Genomic DNA, 20,260 nt, shown 5'->3' on the forward strand with positions numbered 1-20,260 from the left:
GCGATTAAATCGCACCTAGATTGAACAAATTTTAATTCTGAAAGGTCAACAGGCCCTAGTCATTTAAGTAATATTCAACACTGGTTACCACTCTTATATTTTTTATTTGCGGTGTGTTTGAATCTCGATTACTGATACTAAATTGCCCTTGGCGAGCTGTTTTTATTTTGCCTAATTTTGAATTAGAGTCTTTAGCAAATTTATTAGCGACTTCACGCGCTTTTTCAGTTGCTTCTTGCACCATCGCAGGCTTTACATCATTGAGGCCAGTAAAGATGTATTCAACTTTTGTTTCGTAGCTATCTTGCACTATTGCGATATCTTGTTTAGCAAGCTGGCTCACTTTGCTCAGCGCGTTTTGCACTTTATCTGGCGCAGCAGAATAAACAATAATATTTGAGCGCACTATGTATCTAAATTGCTGATTTTCATTGCTGTATTCACGTGCTTGCTTATCAATAACTGACTGGCTACCTATTGTTATTTCATCATCGTCAAAACCATGGAGTTTTAAAAAAGCAGTTACAGCATCATTTTTTTTCTCAACCCGGCTTACTAATTTTTCAAGGTTATTGTCGGCATCACTAAATTGCAGAGGCCAAATTACCGTATCGGCTATTACTTCTCGCTCGGCCAATCCCTTAACCTGCACAGTACGTTCCATCCCTTTCACACTCAAAGCGGTACTTTTTAAAATAAACCCTAAGCTAATTAAGCCTATACTTAAACAAATAGCCGCTATAACAATGTAAAAACCGGGGTTTTTATTCACAATAATCTCCTTGATTGATATCAATAATAAGCATCGAGACGCTCGAAATAACACAGTAAACAGGGTACATTGAGACTATAAATAACGCAAAATTTAATCAGCCTAGGAAAAACCATGAGCCTTAAGCGTATAACCCAATTTTTTAACCCAAGCTCAGTGGCCGTTATTGGCGCCTCTAACATATCAACTCGGGCTGGTTTTGTGGTTATGCGCAACTTACTTCAAGGTGGCTTTAAAGGGCCGATAATGCCTGTTACTCCAAGCCATAGCGCAGTACATGGCGTACTTGCTTACCCCTCTATTGCTGACTTACCAAAAGTACCTGACCTTGCTGTTATTTGTACTAACAAAAACACCTTAATTGATATTATTGAGCAGCTTGGAGAGCTTGGCTGTAAAACCGCTATTGTTATTGCCGATGGGCTGTCTGGGGAGCAAAAAAGCGCGCTTAAAGCATGCGCTCAAGCCAAGCAAGTTACTTTGCTTGGACCCAACTGTTTAGGCTTGCTGATCCCTCATATTGGGTTAAATGCGAGCTTTTCACATACCGTGGCAAGCCCAGGTAAAATAGCATTTGTATCGCAATCAGCAGCAGTATGCTCAACCATTTTAGATTGGGCTAAAAACAAAGAAATTGGCTTTTCATATTTTGTATCAGTAGGTGATTGCCTTGATATAAACTTTAATGAACTACTCGACTTTTTAGGTCGTGATGCTAAAACCAAAGCTATTTTACTCTACATAGATAACATTGAAGATATTCGTGGTTTTATATCAGCAGCAAGAGCCGCGGCCTTTAGTAAGCCTGTAATTGCGATTAAAACAGGTAAAACAACTGCAGGCGCACTTGCAGCCGAAATTCACACCGGCGGAAAGCAAAGCTCTGACGCTGTTTACGATGCGTTATTTCAACGAGCGGGTATGCTGCGTGTAAATGATTTACGAGAGCTATTTGCAGCGACACAAACACTCGCCATGCATCCAAAATTATTAAAAGTAGAACAACTGACAATTTTAACTAATGGTGGCGGCCCAGGTGTTATGGCCGTTGATGAGCTAATTCAAAGCTCCGGTAAATTAGCAGAACTAAGCATTGAAACCCGAAATGCGCTAAATAAAGTCATTCCGCAATCAGAAACCACCTCAAACCCTGTGGATATTTTTGGCGACTCAGCACCTGCGCGTTATAAGCAAGCATTAGAAATTTTACTGCACGCAAAAGAAGTTAAAAACTTACTGATTATCCACACTCCCTCAGCGCTTGCGCCCAGCGAAGACTACGCCAACATTATTGTAGAAACCTTACAAACATTACCTAAAATGGCGCGCCCTTACGTTATAACTAACTTTATGGGTGAAGACGCATCTTACGCTGCCAGAAAAGTGTGCTCAAACAACGCAATACCCACTTATCGTACGCCCGAAGGGGCTGTTGGCGCATTTATGCACTTGGTAACGTATCGTCGTAACCAAAAGCATTTAACGCAAACACCTGAGTCGAACACTGATGACGCTAAAATAAATAAGGTGGCAGCTAGAACCCTTATTAATGAGTTTTTAGATGATGGACAAAGCTACTTACCTACTCATCAGGCAAGCCAAGTATTAAACCACTATGGTATTAAATGCATTCAAACTGAAGTGGCTTACACCCCAACAGAAGCCAAAGAGCAAGCCATTGAGCTTGGTTTTCCAGTCGCATTAAAACTGATTAGTCCAAGTATTGCCTCAAAGTCTGAAGTAGGTGGGGTGGTGCTTAATTTAAACGACGCCAACGAGGTTGAACAAACTGCTTTTGCGATGCTTATCCGTATTAAAAACACTTATCCGGATGCTGTTATTGAAGGGTTTTCATTACAAAAAATGGCGCCGCGAGCAGGCGCAAATGAGCTGCGAATTGCAATTAAAACCGAGTCTAATTTTGGCCCAGTTATATTATTAGGTGAAGCAGGCACCGGCCTTGAATATGCACAAGCCGCCGTTGCTCTGCCTCCACTGAATATGAACTTGGCAAAGTATTTAATTGCCGCAGCGCACGACAAAGGCGTATTAAAGGAGCGCATACTCCCCGAGAAAGTTGATAAGTATCGTTTATGTGCACTGCTAACGCGTATTTCTCAGTTAGTTATTGATCAACCCGATATAAGCTCAATGGAACTAAATCCTATACTTGCCAGCAATGGGCAGTTTTTAGTGCTCGATGCCACTATGACACTTAACCGCTATCAAGCTCAGAGCAATCGTAAGCGCTTATCTATTCGTCCCTACCCTATTGAACTTGTTGAAGTGGTAACACTTAAAAACGGCACCCAAGCTACGCTTAGGCCTATAAAACCAGAAGATGAACAAGCTCATAAAGTATTTGACGAGTCACTTAACAAAGAAGACAGATATAAACGCTTTTTTGGCGAGCTTCCACAGTTTAACCACGATCAACTCGCTAAAATGACGCAAATTGATTACGACCGTGAAATGGCGTTTATTGTGTGCCAACGCTTTGAAGGTAAAACCCGTACACTGGGTGTGTCTCGCGTCATTATGGACCCCGATAACTTACATGCTGAGTTTGCTATTGTAGTACGCTCAGACTGCCAAGGCTTAGGGCTTGGTCGTATACTAATGAGCGCTGCAATTAATCACTGTAAACGTCAAGGTGTGGAGTCGATTGAAGGCATAACCTTACCAGAGAATACAGGGATGATCGAACTTGCCCGTAAGCTAGGTTTTAAAATTAGTCGCGACTTTGAAGAAGGCAGTATTAACATGGTACTTAAACTTAAATAATGAATGAACCGCAAACGTTACGCCAAAAAATGGCTTGCCTGTTTGAAGGTACAGGTCAATATCAACGCTCAGGGCATATTCTTGATATTGCGCTCATTAGCATAATAATGATTAACGTTGTAGCCATTGTTATTGAGTCAATCCCAAGTGTGGCAGAGCAGTATTACAACGAATTCTTAGTTTTAGAAATTGTATCGGTCGCTATTTTTGCTATTGAATACTTAGCCAGGCTTTGGGCCTGTGTAGATAAAACACAATATGTAGCAATGGAAGGCTCGAACAGTAAACGCAGATTAAAGTATTTTTTATCACCACTTGCGTTAATCGACTTAATAGCGATTTTGCCAAGCTTAATGATGTTTTTATTTCCTCTCGATTTACGTTTTTTACGCATACTCAGATTATTAAGAGTATTTAAACTCACTCGCTACTCACGCGCCATGCAGCTACTTTTAAAAGCCTTTAACGATGAAGGTAGTTCATTAATGGCTGCTTTTTTTATAATGGCCGTTGTGCTTATTTTAGCTTCATGCGGAATTTATTTAATTGAGCACGATATACAACCCGATAAATTTGGCTCTATTCCTGCGGCTATGTGGTGGGCAATGGCAACACTAACGACCGTTGGTTATGGCGATGTAGTACCTATAACGCCATTGGGTAAGTTTTTCGGTGGCGTTATCACACTACTGAGCATGGGTATGGTCGCTATTCCTACCGGATTACTGGCGTCTAGTTTTTCAGAACAGATACGTAAACGGCGTCAGTTTTTTGAAGACGCAGTGCACGAGTCAATTCAAGATGGCACACTTAATGATACCCAACAAGTACACCTAGAAGAGCTACGCCATAAGTTAGGCTTGAGTAAACTAGAAGCTAATAAGGCCATTAAAACGCAGTTAAATGAGCATAACAGCCATTTGTTTTGCAGACACTGCGGTAAAAGGCCTTAAACAAGTACTGCTATGATTAATTAAATATATCACTCCAATCGCGATTAATAAGCGCGAGTACTTCGGTATTAGGTACCGGTTTACTAAATAAATACCCTTGGAAATGCTTGCACCCTCTCGCCTTTAAAAAAGCAAGTTGGTGCGAGCTTTCTACGCCCTCAGCGACACACTCTTTGCCTAAACTATCTGCAAGCGCGAGTGTTGATTGGATAATGGCCTCATCATCAGAGTCTATGCCTATGTCTTGTACAAAGCTTCTATCTATTTTAAGTACATCAATAGGGAAACGCTTTAAATAAGTAAGTGATGCGTAACCTGTACCAAAATCATCCATGTACAATCTACAACCCAACTTTTTAAGTTGTTCCATGCTGTGCAGCGCTTCTTTTGAATCACGCATTAATATTGATTCGGTTATTTCAAAAACAATTGCCTCAGATGATACACCTGAATTATTTAACGCTTTTTTAATTTCAGGTACGAGTTCTTTAAACTCAAAATCTAGTGCTGATAAATTAATAGATAAATACAGGTTAGGTGAGGCTTTTCGCCACTCTTTTAACTCCAATAAAGCGCGCGCAAAGGTCTGCAGCATAATTTTTGTAATTAAGCCTATCCCCTCTGCAGCCAGCGAAAACTCTTGAGTTTGTACTAGTTTATTTTCGGGCCAACGAAGCAGCACTTCAAAGCCTTCTGTTTTTTGGCTCTTAGCATTAATAATAGGCTGATAGTAATTACAAAACTCTTCTTCTCGATACGCTCTAGTAAGCTGAGATTCAAGATGCAGCGCTCTTTGAACATGCTGGTTCATCTCTTGCTTATAAAACTGGTAGCGCCCTTCTAAAGAGTCTTTTGCATGATATAACGCTATGCTCGCAGCTTTTAAAAGTGCGGGGCCTTGCTCTGCGTCATCTGGCGATATCGACACACCAATACTTAAATTAACGTTTACAACTTGACCATTAATCGCAATATTTTGATTCACGCAATCCATCAACTTAGTACATATTATAAGTACTTGCTCTATCTGATGAATATCTTCTACTAACACGACAAACTCATCACCACCAAATCGCGCAACACTATCCGATGGTCGCAAAGAGCACTTTAAGCGCTCAGCAACTTCTTTAATTAGCTCATCAGCCGCTTCGTGCCCTAATGAGTCATTAAAGTATTTAAAACGTTTAATATTGATATGTAACAAAGCCACTTTGCATCCATGCAGTTTTGCTTGTTCAAGGGCGTGTTCAACGCGGTCATTAAATAATGTACGATTTGGCAGCCCAGTTAAGGCATCGTAGTTGGCCAATAGGTGCAGCTCGTTTTCAGCTGATTTTTGTGCGTTTATATCGGTTAAAATAATGACATAACTATTAAGGCGCTGCTCGTTATCGGCCACTGCACTTATTTTCACAAGTACATGACGCGATTCACCATTAGCTAAAACCACACTGTCTTCGCACGAAAAATGCTCCCCAACAGATAGCTTTTGCATAATGCGTAAATAATCAAAACGATTGCTGCGCGATATACCTAAATTTAAAGTCCGGCTAGATAACGACTCAGCGGTGAAGTTAAAGGCGGTTTGCAGTGATTTATTAGAAGCCCGAATATTTAAGTTTTTATCGAGTATAAACACCCAATCACGTGTTTGCTCAAATGCTGCCGTAAATAGTAAAGCGTGTTCTTCAAACACCATCTCACGGGTCATATTTGTATAAGTACCCGCTACTTTTTGTGGAGTTTTATCATCCCACTCAACTACTTTTCCAAAGTCCTTATACCAGCGCCAATAGCCTTTTGCATGGCGCAGGCGGTAGGTACAATTAAAGTAACCTTTATCGGTAGATAAAAATTCAAGCCACTCTAAGCGAAATAGCTGTTTATCTTGCGGATGAATTTTAGATAAATATTCATCAAGGCTTACGGTTTCATTTTCGTAGCCTAACTCACTCGCTAAGCGAGGTTGGTAAATGCTTGGGTTGCTCGACTCCCAATCCCAAACACCCGATTCGCTGCCTTCAAGCGCTAATTTTAAACGCGCTTCGCTTTCTTTACTTTCTTTATTTGCTGCCAATAAAATACGCTGAATTTTATTACGGCGCATAACCCACATAACAACAAAACCAATAAACAGCATGGCGTAAAGCACCATAAAATAAGGTGCACGCCAAAGCGGATACTTTACTTTTATTTTTAAAATAGCAGGCGAGGTATATTCGCCAGTCAGGGGGTCTTTAGCCCAAACTTTTAATTGGTAATTACCTGGATTCAATTTTGGAAACAATACGCGGTTGTTATTTCGAGTATAACTTTTTTGTCCGTTATCGAGTTGATACTCATAAATAATGCGTTCTTGATTACTAAATGCCATAGCCGAAAATGCCACTTCAAGCCCAATATCATCATGGTTTAACACAACCTCGTTAAGAGGCTGTTTTAAATCAAGCGATAGATCTCGTGACATTAAATCAACTCGCGTAATATTTACGTGATCAATAAGTGACTGGTAATTTTGGTTTTCCATTGGGTGAAAATAAGTAAAACCTTTTAAGCTACCATACGCAATATGGCCATCTTTAAGCTGTGCCATGGCGTTACTATTAAACTCAGCAGAGAGTAACCCTTCTGACGTAGAAAATTGTTGAAAATGAAGTGTTTCTGGGTTTAATCGCCAAATGCCTTTATGGCTACTCATCCAGATCATGCCATCATCATCTAGCACCATATCGTAAAGCAATGTGCCTAATTTATTCTTCTCTAAATCGATTGTATGTACTAATTGATAAGTAGATGCGTCAAGGCCTATCAAGCCAAAATTAGAAAGTGATATCCACAATATATTGTTGTTATCAATTAAATAAGAAAGCACGCTAATGGCTACGTTTTCGTGCTGCTTTGGCACTTTGTAAATCATTTTAAGTGCTAAATCACTTGGGTTTACTTGATATAAAATTCCAGCATTAAAAAATAGTGGCGAGTCTGGCTTATTGCTCAACGCGGGTAAAAAGCCATGAGCTAAAAAGGGTTCAAACTGGTCAAACTGGCCACCCAGACGCGTTATTACTTGAGAATCTATATTGTATATAAATACCCCATGATCTGAGTGCACAAAGTATAGATCGCCATTTGGCATGAGTGTAACGCCATGCACTCTACCAGTAATCAGCTCTTGATCAGCAGGGTTATGCACTTTTGGTTCGCTAACTTGATGCGTTACAGGGTCAAAAATAAATAAACCACGGTTTGTATAAAGCCATAAATTATCTTTATAGGGCGTTATTTCATATACGGTAAACTCAGTGGTGAGTAAGTCGACTTTGTAGTCTTTTAAATAAGCTTTACCAATATTTGTTTTTAAATCAACCTCGGTAATACCGTTATGCGTTGCAAGCCAAAGCTTGTCTTTATATTCGGTAATCCCCCAGATAGAGTGATGTGATAAACCATCCCCCCCGAGCAAAGTGCCATCGACATTATTAAAATGATAGCTGTCGTGAGATAAGTAAAACGCTCCATCAGTCTTAGTCGCAACCCATGTACCACCCGATTTATCTTTAGCCATATCAATAATACTGGTATCGGCAAGTGTGTACTTACTTTTGGCTATTCGAGTATTTTTAATCAGCTCTTTTGTGTTTAAATCAAATTTAAACAAGCCTTTGTCGGTAGCTAAATCTATTGTTCCGTGTTCGTTTACTATGCTCCAAACATTTAAGTCACTTAGTAATACCTTACTTTTAAAAGGTAAATCTGGGCGTTCAAACATTTTTGATAAGTTACTAATATCAACTTCGTATAAGCCTTGTACCGCCCCTACTAACAACTGTTTATTTTCACCTAATGCGAAAGACTTCACATTATTTTGGTAAATATGCTCAGCTTCACCTTTTAAATGCTGTAGAGGTCTAACTTGCTCGGTGGCAATATCAAATACGTATGCACCATGGCTTGTACCTATAAATATATAACCATTGTAGGCAAACAGCTTTCTCACAAGGGTATTTTTATATTTAGCCGGAAGCTCAAAAATAGTTGTTATTTTTCCGGTTGCGATATCAAGCTTTGCAAAATCGCGGCCTCGCCCAATCCAAAGTGTTTTTTTATCAACGGCCACCATACTAAAAACAGACTGATTGATAATTTCTTCTTCACTGGTCGGTTTTTCTAGAAATTGCTGATATGAATCTGTTACGGGGTCGTATCTAAACAGGCCTGCAAGTAAAGAGGCTATCCAAATGTGCCCTTGAGGGTCTTGGTAAATACGATCGATGATCGCCTCTTCTAACTCACCATTAGGGCCGTTTATTGGAATAACTTGATAGCCATCATAACGATTAAGCCCGGCCTCTGTCGAAAGCCAAAGGTAACCGTTAGTGTCTATAAGCACTGTATTAACGTAGCTTTGTGATAAGCCTTCGCTAGGAGATAAACGTTTTACTTGTGCCTCTACTTGGCAACTTAGAATAGTTATTAAAACTACAAAGCAACTAATGATCCCATTAACGTATTTACTCATGCTTATTCCATATTATTATTTATTATTATGGGTACTCTAGAGCGACTATATTTCGATGTTTGTAAGTATCAAAAAGTACTTGTAAAGCAAGAGTATATGTTAACACCTGGTTAAAACCAATAGCACAATATAAATCAGCTACGTTTTCATATGCGAAGGTCTTTATCTCTCTATTTTGCGACTTTAAGAGTGTTGAAAGCAATTGTTTTGCAATCCCTTTACCGCGATGTCCCAGCGCAACAAACATGGTAGATAAAAATAAAAACTCTGTTTTATCTTGTAACCTACATGCTGCCACTATTTCATTATTATAGTAAGTAACCCATACCTTATCTTGTTTATTAGCACGCCCTCTTACGCTGTGCTTTTTGTAGAATTTATTCACAAGTGGGGTTTTTAGTTCATTTAACACTTCAACTTTATACATTTTTATATCGATATTTAGCTAAGCATTAGCGCTAAATACTGTTCAAATTTTTGTTTCAAAACCATTTGCTCTGCCACTGGGCGGCTGTGGATTGTGTTGTAAACTTGCTCTCTCGTTTTTTTATTACGCTTAATTTGATACGCCCAAAAAGACGCTTCATAATCTAACTGAATTTGATATTTTTCTTCACGTGGTAATAGGCATAAATTAAAACTCACAATACTTCCTCATTCGCTTTTAAGATTATTTGATTCCCCCTCTAAACTGGGCAAGAGGTAATCTCCTTGTTATTATACGCGTCTTATTTTATTTATTTCTGTAGTAATTGGAACTGATAATGAATAGACATTTTAGTATCTTGTTATTATTGGTAAATTTATTTTTTAGTGCCTCTTGTTTTAGTCATCAATACAACCTCACTTTTAATCGTCCGCAAAGTACACCTCAAGCTGATTATGCCCTCGAGCTATTAAAGTTAGCATACGCAGATATCGGTTTTAAAATACATATAATCGATTTTAGTCACAAAAATGCTTTGCTCGCTGCAAATAATGGCGTACTTGATGGGCAGTTAGGAAGAGATGCAAGCGTTGAAGAAAATTACGAAAACTTAATTAGAGTCGATTATGAGCTATTTAAGTTTGACTTAGTATTATATAAAAACTGTTTACCTAACAGTTTAGAACAGCTCGATAGCGTCGCAATTGTTGATGGCTACCCTGTGCAAGAACATTATTTAGCAAGCACACAGTTTGCAGGGAATATTATTAAAGTTAAAAGCATGAATACCCAACTTAATTTGCTTGCTCAGAAAAAAGTACAGGGAGCTTTGATGATTAACTTTATAATGCAAAATAATGAGCTCCCGTCACCTCAAGGCTGTTTTGTAAAAGAAGTATTGAGTACTTATCCGCTTTATCATTATTTAAATAAACGTAATGAAAACTTAGTAGAAAAGCTTAAAATGTCATTAATTAACCTAACTAACAATGGCACTGCGTACGCACTAAGAGCCAAATATGGATTAAGCTTTTAAAAGTCGAACCCTTGCTGCTGCGCCTGCGTGCTTGGCACTGCATTTTGCTGCTTTTTTTGAAGGTAGCGCTTGTAGCGCTGCTGGCACAAACTAAGCACCTTCTTTTTTTGGTCGTTCGATAAGGTATTCCACGAAAAGCGCTCATCCCGACTACGATAACACCCTTTGCAATACCCTCTGTTGTTAACTAAGCAAATACTTTTGCAAGGACTTGGAATATCAAATATTTCAATTTGTTGCATGCATAAGTACCGCCCAGTTGAAGAGGAGGTATTAGTATAGCGTTATTTTTGAGCAAAAAAAAAGCAGCAATTTAATTGCTGCTTAGTTTTGTTGAGCTGGGATTATTAATACTCACAGCTATTGGTATTTATCTCTGTTTTACGGTGAAATGGCTTAGCGTACATGGCCAGCACTAACGGTTTTAACTCTTCTGGTACACAGGCTAAACGCTGTTCAAACGTCGCTGTATCTGGAGAGTCTATTACCGCCTCTTTACAGCCACCAGCAATGTAATTACCTGGGTGCAAATAAAACGAATCTACAATTTGCCTATCAATTGTTTTAGCAAGCTCTTCAGCACTATCACATTTAGATTCGATTGGCTGTCCAAATGCTAAATGCACATGCCCTTTAGCTGAACTAAAACCTTCAACAATACTGGCAATATCTTCACCCGCTGACTTAATATATTCACCATGATGCTGTTTATGATAAAGCTCTTTAGCCTTAGCAATTGCACACGGTTCATATTGATAAGAAATAGAAACAGGCACTATTTTTAACTCTTTAATATAATCGCCAAATTCTTTCTTTTGTTTACGTCCATTTAATTGCAACATTTTTAAAAGGGCAGGATCTGTTTGATCAAAACCGTCTTTTGCACGTCCTTCTTTTTGTGCAATCCAAATAGAATTTCCACCGATTAAAGAGTCATAGATATATGACGATAACTGGGTTAATGCTTTTAACATTTCTTTTGGTGCTTTAGCAGAGCGCTTAACAATGAAACTTTTATTTAAACGCATAAGCTCAGTAATGTAAGGTATTTGCAATAAATTATCGCCAATAGCAATACGCACTGTTTTCATTTTATGCTGATATAAACCCCAATTAACTAATGCAGGATCAAGCACTATGTCTCTGTGGTTTGAAATAAATAAATAGGCCTGATTAGCGTCTAACTGATCTAGCCCAGAAAAGGTAACTTTTGATGTGGTGCGCTTCACTAGTTTATCTAAGTATTGCGCCACTTCATTTTGCACATCTTCAACGGTGCTTACTTTGCCCCATTTTTTGCGTAACTGACTTCTTACCATTGGACGTGCAATAAAAGGCACTGCCGATAAAAAGCGCGGTAAATTATACTTTGCTATTACATCAATAAACGCATCATCGTTAATCAAACGTGTAAGCGACGCCGCAACTTCGTCGTCGTTGTATGGGCGTATATCTGCGTATTTATCTTCTAATTCACTCATTACTACATCTACAATGTTAAAAAACGGCACGCTAAAGCGCACCGTTTATGTCTATATCCGATTATAACTCAGCCAATCTAAAATGCGAAATAACCAAAAAAACGATTTTTTATTTTAGCAACTTGCTTTAAAGCCGAGTTTAATTACCTTCTATGATCACAGGCTTGCTTATAAGTGCAAAAAAACTGATCAGTCTAGCAAAATACCATGTTCTCAATCTGCTAGTGGGCAGACCACTACTACATAGCCCTCTAATCATTTGGTAGTAATAGCATTAACAAAGCCTTTCTTTCGTAGTACCTTAAGCCCATATTTTAGATTTTTGATGGATCGTAAGCCTCTTTTTTACGATTTTAACTCTTTCAGATCCACTTATTTTAGGGCTCATAATGAACATTACTATTCTTGATAACGCAACGTTAGCTAAAACATCTCTTTCGTGTATAGAACAACTTGGTAAATTAACGACTTATGAACTTACCAGCCCAGAGCAAGTTATTGAGCATTGCCAAGGCGCTGATGTATTAATCACTAATAAAGCAGTTTTGAATCGCGATACAATTAGTCAGCTAACACAACTGAAATTAATTTGCGTAAGTGCAACCGGTACTAATAATGTTGATTTAGAAGCCGCTAAAGAATTTGGTATTGCCGTAACTAATGTAGCTGGCTACTCAACCCCTTCAGTTGTTCAACATACATTTTCTTTAATTACTAACTTACTGGGTAACACCCACCGCTATCAGGCGGATTGCCAGCAAGGCGCATGGCAAAAAAGTGAAATGTTTTGCATACTCGATTACAGCTTTAACGACTTGCAAGGTAAAACATTTGCCATTATAGGCGGCGGTACGCTAGGCAAAGGCGTTGCTAAAGTGGCTGAGGCATTTGGCGCTAATGTTATTGTTGCAGAGCGTAAAGGGGTTAAATGTCGCGATGGTCGTACGCCTTTTGAAGACGTCATTAAAACAGCCGATATAATCAGCGTACACTGCCCGCTTACAGATGAAACACGTGATTTAATCGCACTTAATGAGCTTAAAATGATGAAGCCAAGCGCTATAATTATTAATACAGCACGTGGTGGTATTATTAACGAAGCCGACTTAGCAACAGCGCTTAAGCAAAACCTAATTGCTGGAGCGGGTGTTGATGTACTAACTAAAGAACCTGCTGAAACTTCAAATCCACTTGCTAATTACACAGGCAATAACTTATTACTTACTCCACATATTGCATGGGCAAGTACTGAATCTATTGTGCGTTTAATTAATGAAGTAAGTTTGAATATTGCGGCATTTACTAAAGGTGAATCACGCAACCGCTTGGTTTAATCATTTTATTGTAGTAATCAAATAAGCTAAAAAGTGGCTGTTTTTACTAATATATTTAATATTTTATTAGATAAAAACAGCTTGACTCACTTAACAAACTGATTCATAACAACTTATCAATATGGTCTACTCTTTGCTTTAATACAGTTAATAACCAATTAAAAATCTTATTAAGGTAAATAAAAATGAAAAAATCACTTTTAGCAGCCGCTTTAATCGCTCCATTTTTAACAGGCTGTGTTATTGCCGTGTCAGATGGCGAAGCTGAGACTCATTGGGCAGGGAAAAACTCATCAAGCTGGCAAGCACAGCATAAAAATAATCGTGAAGTTATATCGGAGCTAAAAATGGATAGCAGCTATCAGTCTGTTTTAACGCAATTAAAAACGCCTAATTTCACTGAGCTATTAAAAAAAGATGATGATGTATACCAAGTACTTTTTTATGTAACGCATAGCAAGCATTCAGATTCAAAAACAACAAAAGATGAATGTACGCCACTTGTATTTAAAAATGATAAGTTAGTGGGCATTGGTGACACCGCTTTAGGTATGATCACGCAGTAACCAATAAAAAATGTTCGATACAAAAATGCCAATATATGAATATTGGCGTTTTTTGTATATTAAGTTTTTAGCGTGCGACTATTCTATCTCTCCCTGCATCTTTAGCGGCATATAAGCCTAAATCGGCCTCTTCTAATAATGCTTGCTCAGCATACACCTTACCACTTTGTGTAGTGGCAATACCTATACTTATAGTGATGTGGTCTGCATTTAATGAAGCTTTATGTTCTATATTCAAAGCATTTACAGCATTGCGTAATTTATTAGCAAACTCCATTGCCTCGTGCTTATCAATTCCTGGTAGCACAGCAGCAAATTCTTCTCCGCCATAACGAGCAATAAAGTCACTGCCACGTTCACATTGAGCTGCAAGTGCTTGCGCAACATTCTTTAAACACTCGTCGCCAGCACGGTGTCCATAGCAATCGTTATAGCGTTTAAAGTGGTCTATATCCATAAGTAACACCGATAGCGGTGTGCCACTTCGTTTGCTGCGGCGCCATTCTCGAGATAAGTTTTCATCAAGGTAGCGTCTATTTGGTATCTCAGTTAAGCCATCTATCGAAGCTAGCATTTCTAGCAAATCATTTTTTTGCTTTATGAGGAGTTGGTTGCGCACTCTAACGCGAACAATAGAAGGACTAAATGGCTTGGTTATGTAGTCCATTGCACCGAGCTCTAAACCCTTTGCTTCATCATCATGGCTACGATTGGCTGATATAAATATAATAGGAATAGACTGAGTTATTGGGTTTTCTTTAAGCTCCACAAGTACTTGATAGCCGTCAATTCCAGGCATAATTACATCAAGGATTATTAAATCAACTTGCGCTGTTTTTACAAAGGTCAGTGCTTTTTCACCACTGTCAACTAAGAACACGTCGTGCTCTGCTTTAAGTGTTTTTTCAAGTACTAATCTGTTGATTGGATCATCATCCACAATAAGTACTTTAGCTCTTTTCGACATCCCTAACCCCTAGCCCTTTTATAAAAACAATTACCTGTTCTAGCTGTATGATAAGCTCTTGTAGTGTAATCTCAATAGGCTTATTAGTTGTTTTAAGCGTTCTTTCACACAATAAAGCACAATGTGATAATCGTCTAAAACCTAAATTACCTGCTACACCCTTGATACTATGCACTAAACGTACCAAATCATCCTTATTGGTTGTTTCTTCTAGTTGCGATAGCTGGGTTTCACACAAGCTAGCAAACTTATCAATCATCGTATTAAGTAGTTTTTCATCCATACTAAACTGCGTTAAAGCAAATGATTTTTCAAAAAAGCTTGGTTTAACTAAGTTTAAGTCAGCAATTGCATCAATAAGTACTTTAGCAACAACCGGTTTAGTTAAATGTTTATTCATGCCGCACTTTAAAGAACGTTCTACATCAGCAGGCTCGCAATGAGCCGTTAAAGCAAAAATAGGCAGTTGCTTTGCGTCAAACTGTTGACGAATCAAAGCGGTTGCTTGACAGCCATCTATTTTCGGCATTTGCACATCCATCAATATTAAGTCAGGCTTCAAAACTTGCAATAATTCCATACCAATTGATGCGCTTAAAGCCGTAACAACATTTACGTTTGCTTGGCGCAGAACACTGCTAATTATTTCTAAGTTAAGCTGATTATCATCAATGGCTAATACAAGTAGACCCGATATATCAGCTTTACTTTCAGTTGCACTGTGTACTGCGGCACTTGTATTAACTATAGGCTTTTGCTGAGAGTTCAAACTAAATAGCCTTTGCCCTAATGCCGATGCTTTAACGTGATGCGCAGCTAAGTGCTCGCTTGTCGGTAAATTAAGTGTGTGCTGATGATTAATAATAATTACCGATGTTTCTTTAGCTGATAACGAATCATTAATCGCTTCAACATTTAAAAGTGCAGGTAAGTCAGCTGCATCAATTATTATTTTTTGAGTATTAGAGAGCTTAATTGGGTATTTCAGTACCTCATCTAAATTAATATTAGCAAGTTCGTTATATGCATTTGTCACCTGCTTAAGCTCTTTACTTTGATCAGATAAAATAGCCAATGTATTAGTCGGTAACACTGTGTTTTTAGTGGTATCAACTAAAAAGCTAATACTGAAATAAAATTCGCTGCCGTGGCCTTTTTTACTCTTTAAAGCAATCTCCCCACCCATTAACGATACTGCATGTTTAACAATAGCTAAACCTAGCCCAACCCCTTGGTGTATGCGGGTTGAAGATTCATCACCTTGAGTAAAAGCATCGAATAAGCGACTTTGATCAGCTTCATCTATACCCATGCCAGTATCGATTACTTTAAAGCAAATATGCTGTTGCTCTAGGCTATCGCTTTCAATAAGTTCCATTTTTAAAGTAATGGAACCTGTTTTTGTAAACTTAACGGCATTAGTTAATAAGTTACCTAATATTTGCTGCAAACGTATACTGTCGCATATCAAATCAGGTGCTATTAGCGGGTCAATATCAATAACAAATTCAATACCTTTTCCTTCGCACAATGGAGCCGTTAAGCTTTCACAAATATCCACCAGCTCAACCATGCTAAAAGACGCTTGTTTTAAATCGGTTTGCGAACCTTCAATACGTGCAAAATCAAGCATTCTATTAAGCATTAATAACAAGCTTTGTGCTGCATGCTTAGCTTGATCCGTTTGTTGTAATTGCTTTTGCGTTAAGCCTTGCTCAATTAACATATCAAGCAACCCTAAAACAGCGTTCAAAGGGGTACGTATTTCATGACTTAAATTGGCTATAAAGCGGCTTTTAGCTAGGGTTGCTCGTTCGGCATCAAGTTTTGATTTAGTTAAGGCACTTACATCCTGAATGTGTATAACATAATAAGCTGGATCGCGGTTTTCATCCCAGACAAGCGATACACTTAGTTGCAACCAGCTTGTTAAACCCCCTTGAGCAAGCGTTAAATGGTATACGCGTTTTTTGTCATCTAGCAATTGCGCTAAAGTGCTTTTTATTTGCTTCCACTGGGAGTCATCAAATAATGCTTTCAACTGCTCCCCAACTAGTACTGGCTGATCAGAAAACTGCTTTCTTGCTGCTTTATTTACTTGCAATATTGTGTGTTCAAGCGAGAGTAAAACCACGCAGTTAGCCGCAAATTCAATTGCACTTCTAAATTTAGATTCAGATGATTTTAAGGCCAATAATGTTTGTTGCTGCTCGGTAATATCGCGACCAATGCCCATGGTTCCTAACAGGTGTTGGTGCTCGTTATAAAAAGGTGCAATAGTAAGTTGATACGATTTTGTATCGGTTTCTATTCGCTGTTCAACACTATTTCTGTTTTGTAATACTTGTTTTTCAAGCGCATTTATTTGCTGATCATTGTCACCTAAATCATCTACATATTTACCAACTAATGCAGTTTGATCTTTACCGATATATGCCTCAAATGCTTTATTGCATCCTAAGAATGAACCATCAATATTTTTAAAGTAAATAAGGTCTGGCACACTGTTTAGCATAGTGTTGAGTAAAGCTAAGTGGCGCTCTTTCGCTTCGTAACTGCGGCTTAGTTTTTCTGATTGCAGCTGAACTTGGTCGTCCAGAGCTTTATTTGCACTTTGTAATGAATCAACTAACTGTTTGTTTTTAGTAAATACACGCTTCACTTTAGAAAACCAAGGTTGCCAGCTCAGTGGTACTTTGTAATTTAGCTGCTCTTCTTGTTGTGTACCGTTACTCTCAAGGTATGACATTAAGTGAGTCATCGGCTTTATAAAAATGCGCTGACTTAACCAAAAAAACACGCCAAACATAATACTTAAAAATAGCGTTAAAAAAGTAAACTCTAGTAATATCTCATACTTAATTGAGCTTATTAATTGGGGTTTGTGCTCGAAAAATCCTGCGTGAATAGGTAACTCATCCATAGGCTGCATAAAGTAATTACTATCACTAGTTAATACTGTTTTTTGACTCTGATGATCGGCCAAGTCTGGCCAATAATTTTTTAACGCAGTCGCTTGCTCTATTACCTGTTTAGAGCTGGCGATAATTTGATGCGATTGGTTCATAAAAACGTATTCACCACTGTTCGGTGACACCTTTTTTAACCACCCAGAAATTGCTTGAACATCATAAATTAAAATAATGTAATCGGCTGAGCCAGTGCTTCGTTGTCGACCAATAGCAAAATACGAATTGTCATTCACTTTAACAATAGGGCTTGAAGTAAGTTTGTTTTGCGCAAATTTTGGCTTAAATTTTCCATTTAAAATTTCAGTAAGCATTAAACTTTGGCTTTTGTTGTGCCTGCTTACATAAGCAAAACCATTATCATCAACATACGCTACAGCAGATAATGACTGCATTAGCGCAAGCGTTGTATTAAACGAAGGCCCTAATGTAATAGCCTGCTGCCACTGCATTAATGCCTTAGCAGATAACGCAAACTCACCTTTACCTACAATTTCCGTACTTTGATCAATAAAATGACGATAATAGTAACCATCATATTGATTTATACCTTCGAGCAAATCTTGATTTATTTTGGGATAAGTCACTTGCTCGTATAAGTTAAACATGGTGGTAAGTAGATTACTCACCGAGTCCATCCCGTGGGTAACTTGCGCTGAAACATTTGTAAAGTCAGCTTGGCGTTTTTCAACCGTCCGCTCAAGCTTTATATTATATAAGTGCAAGCACAGTAAAAAAGCGACAATCAATGGCACTAACAGCGCAATAAATAATGAACGATAATAATGCTTCAGAGGTAAAAAATTCAATGTACTGCCTGCCATTTGGCTCGAAAATCAATCGATAGACTATCGAGCCAATTTGTTAAGCGCAAGTTATAAATTTTCTTCTGCAAATGACGCTAAGCGACTACGCACAACACCGTTGAGGTTTATTGTTGCGCTGCCTTCAAAGTTTTTAAAGCGCTCTACTATGTACGTCAAGCCCGATGTTACTGGCGTTAAATAGTTACTATCAATTTGCGCCAAGTTACCTGTACAAATTAATTTAGTACCTTCGCCGCAGCGAGTAATAATCGTTTTAAGCTGAGATGCCGTTAAATTTTGGCTCTCATCTAAAATTACCACTGCATTTTGAATGCTACGCCCGCGCATAAAGTTAACCGATTTAAACTGTACATTAGCCTTCTCCATTATGTAATTTCGACTCGATATTGGATTTTCGTCGCCTTTGTGCAATACCTCCAGCGTATCAGTGATAGCTGCAAGCCATGGCGCCATCTTTTCCTCCTCAGTGCCTGGTAAAAAGCCTATAGACTCTGCTATTTCTGGCGTATTACGGGTGACTATTACTTTATCGTAAATACCTTTTTCGATGACCATTTCAAGGGCGCTGGCAAGTGCTAACAAGGTTTTACCACACCCTGCTGGTCCTGTTAAAATAACAAGCTCAATACTTGTATCCAGTAGTGCATCTAATGCCATCCCTTGATAAATATTTTTGGGCTTAACGCCCCATGCTTGTTGATGCATTAAACGCTCAACACCAATATCTTTGAGCGTTATGTGCTCGTCATCGTACGATTTAACACGAGCCGCAAACTGCTCCCCTCCATCAAGTAAATATTCATTACAAAATACATCAGGGATTAAGTTTTTAGGCACATGATGAAACGTATCGCGTCCGTGTTGCTGCGTATTACACTCCCCTACATGGTCCCAAAAATCACCTTCAATTTTTTTATAACCACTAGTGAGTAAGCTGATATCGTCAATAAGTTGGTCGGTACGATAATCCTCAACATATTTAAGTCCGGCGCCTTTGGCCTTTAAACGCATGTTTATGTCTTTTGTAACAAGTATTACTTTTGAATCACTGTGCTGCTTTTGTAAGTACACGGCGCAATTAATAATACGATGGTCGTTTTCGTTACCTGGCAAACCAGAAATGGAGTCGGCAAATAAATGGTCGTTTACAATAATGAGGGTACCTGCAGAGCTCGCTTTTGCCTTTTTGTTACTCGGCAGCGCCACGCCTTGTAGCATTTGTTCAGGCGTTGCATTTTTAAGAACTTCATCTAATCCACGAATAGCGACGCGCGCATCACGGCTTACGTCGTGTTTTCTGTCTTTTATATGGTCAAGCTCTTCAAGCACCGTCATCGGAATTACAACGTCATGCTCTTGAAAAGACAAATAAGCGAGTGGTTCGTGAAGTAGTACGTTGGTATCTAGCACATACATTTTACTTTCAAGGTTCGAAGCTTTTTCCATAGCACTTTCCTTACGTTTTATGATTTTTATGCTATACCAAAATAACTAAGTAAAACGGGCAAAACTTAAACCTGCAATACTTAATTGCTAAGGCATAATGTAAGTTTAGTCTATTTGTCATAAAAGTCCGTTTTATTACAAACTGTAATTAGTTTTGATTTACCTAAAAAAGAGTCATA

14 protein-coding genes are annotated in these 20,260 nt (G+C 38.4%); 5 read left to right on the forward strand and 9 right to left on the reverse strand.

The annotated features are described in order from the left end of the window. Positions 1-55 precede the first annotated feature (55 nt). Entirely contained in the window at positions 56-772 is a 717-nt protein-coding gene (locus H5089_RS18570; RefSeq protein WP_182671393.1) for an SIMPL domain-containing protein, read from the reverse strand. A gap of 114 nt (positions 773-886) precedes the next feature. Between H5089_RS18570 and H5089_RS18575 the strand changes: the two genes are divergently transcribed. Together H5089_RS18575 and H5089_RS18580 are read left to right on the forward strand one after the other, a co-directional pair. Continuing rightward, a complete protein-coding gene (locus tag H5089_RS18575) occupies positions 887-3,556 on the forward strand; it encodes a bifunctional acetate--CoA ligase family protein/GNAT family N-acetyltransferase (RefSeq protein WP_182712850.1) in 2,670 nt (889 codons plus the stop codon). Next, entirely contained in the window at positions 3,556-4,509 is a 954-nt protein-coding gene (locus H5089_RS18580; protein WP_182712851.1) for an ion transporter, read from the forward strand. The genes H5089_RS18575 and H5089_RS18580 overlap by 1 nt, the downstream gene beginning before the upstream one ends. Positions 4,510-4,525: 16 nt before the next feature. On the opposite strand, the gene H5089_RS18585 is transcribed toward H5089_RS18580, so the two are convergent. Genes H5089_RS18585 through H5089_RS18595 form a run of 3 tightly spaced genes read right to left on the reverse strand, consistent with a single transcriptional unit; the run spans position 4,526 to position 9,673 of the window. Further along, positions 4,526-9,028 carry an EAL domain-containing protein gene (locus tag H5089_RS18585; protein ID WP_182712852.1) on the reverse strand — a complete coding sequence of 1,501 codons (4,503 nt, stop codon included), beginning with the start codon at positions 9,026-9,028 and terminating at the stop codon, positions 4,526-4,528. 25 nt (positions 9,029-9,053) lie between these two features. Continuing rightward, a complete protein-coding gene (locus H5089_RS18590; protein WP_182712853.1) occupies positions 9,054-9,455 on the reverse strand; it encodes a GNAT family N-acetyltransferase in 402 nt (133 codons plus the stop codon). A 14-nt stretch (positions 9,456-9,469) separates the two neighbouring features. Then, positions 9,470-9,673 carry a DUF3283 family protein gene (locus tag H5089_RS18595; RefSeq protein WP_024596204.1) on the reverse strand — a complete coding sequence of 68 codons (204 nt, stop codon included), beginning with the start codon at positions 9,671-9,673 and terminating at the stop codon, positions 9,470-9,472. A gap of 119 nt (positions 9,674-9,792) precedes the next feature. On the opposite strand from H5089_RS18595, the gene H5089_RS18600 reads away from it, so the two are divergent. Beyond that, the gene (locus H5089_RS18600) at positions 9,793-10,491 is read left to right on the forward strand and encodes an ABC transporter substrate-binding protein (RefSeq protein ID WP_182712854.1); all 699 of its coding nucleotides are present in this window, start codon (positions 9,793-9,795) and stop codon (positions 10,489-10,491) included. Here H5089_RS18600 and H5089_RS18605 read toward each other — a convergent pair. Both H5089_RS18605 and H5089_RS18610 read right to left on the reverse strand, forming a co-directional pair. After that, positions 10,488-10,733 (reverse strand): DUF1289 domain-containing protein, encoded by a 246-nt coding sequence (locus H5089_RS18605; protein ID WP_008170756.1) that lies wholly within the window; start codon positions 10,731-10,733, stop codon positions 10,488-10,490. The genes H5089_RS18600 and H5089_RS18605 overlap by 4 nt on opposite strands. A gap of 105 nt (positions 10,734-10,838) precedes the next feature. Beyond that, positions 10,839-11,972, reverse strand: a complete 1,134-nt coding sequence (locus H5089_RS18610) for a 1-acyl-sn-glycerol-3-phosphate acyltransferase (protein ID WP_154903727.1) — start codon at positions 11,970-11,972, stop codon at positions 10,839-10,841. Between the two features lie 389 nt (positions 11,973-12,361). Between H5089_RS18610 and H5089_RS18615 the strand changes: the two genes are divergently transcribed. Both H5089_RS18615 and H5089_RS18620 read left to right on the forward strand, forming a co-directional pair. After that, positions 12,362-13,306: a D-2-hydroxyacid dehydrogenase gene (locus tag H5089_RS18615; RefSeq protein WP_182712855.1), complete on the forward strand. Its 945-nt coding sequence runs from the start codon at positions 12,362-12,364 to the stop codon at positions 13,304-13,306. 185 nt (positions 13,307-13,491) lie between these two features. Further along, positions 13,492-13,872, forward strand: a complete 381-nt coding sequence (locus H5089_RS18620) for a DUF3192 domain-containing protein (RefSeq protein WP_024596200.1) — start codon at positions 13,492-13,494, stop codon at positions 13,870-13,872. A gap of 67 nt (positions 13,873-13,939) precedes the next feature. Here H5089_RS18620 and H5089_RS18625 read toward each other — a convergent pair whose 3' ends face one another. From H5089_RS18625 to H5089_RS18635, 3 genes are read right to left on the reverse strand one after another with little or no spacing between them, the layout of a single operon-like run. Next, entirely contained in the window at positions 13,940-14,839 is a 900-nt protein-coding gene (locus H5089_RS18625) for a diguanylate cyclase (RefSeq protein WP_182712856.1), read from the reverse strand. Further along, the gene (locus tag H5089_RS18630; protein WP_182712857.1) at positions 14,823-18,632 is read right to left on the reverse strand and encodes a PAS domain-containing hybrid sensor histidine kinase/response regulator; all 3,810 of its coding nucleotides are present in this window, start codon (positions 18,630-18,632) and stop codon (positions 14,823-14,825) included. The genes H5089_RS18625 and H5089_RS18630 overlap by 17 nt, the downstream gene beginning before the upstream one ends. Before the next feature lie 51 nt (positions 18,633-18,683). Next, complete coding sequence (locus H5089_RS18635; protein WP_024605078.1) at positions 18,684-20,081, reverse strand: PhoH family protein; 1,398 nt, start codon at positions 20,079-20,081, stop codon at positions 18,684-18,686. Positions 20,082-20,260 lie beyond the last annotated feature (179 nt).

Origin of the sequence: Pseudoalteromonas sp. SR45-1 (genome assembly GCF_014163655.1) — a bacterium.
Lineage (GTDB): Bacteria > Pseudomonadota > Gammaproteobacteria > Enterobacterales > Alteromonadaceae > Pseudoalteromonas > Pseudoalteromonas distincta.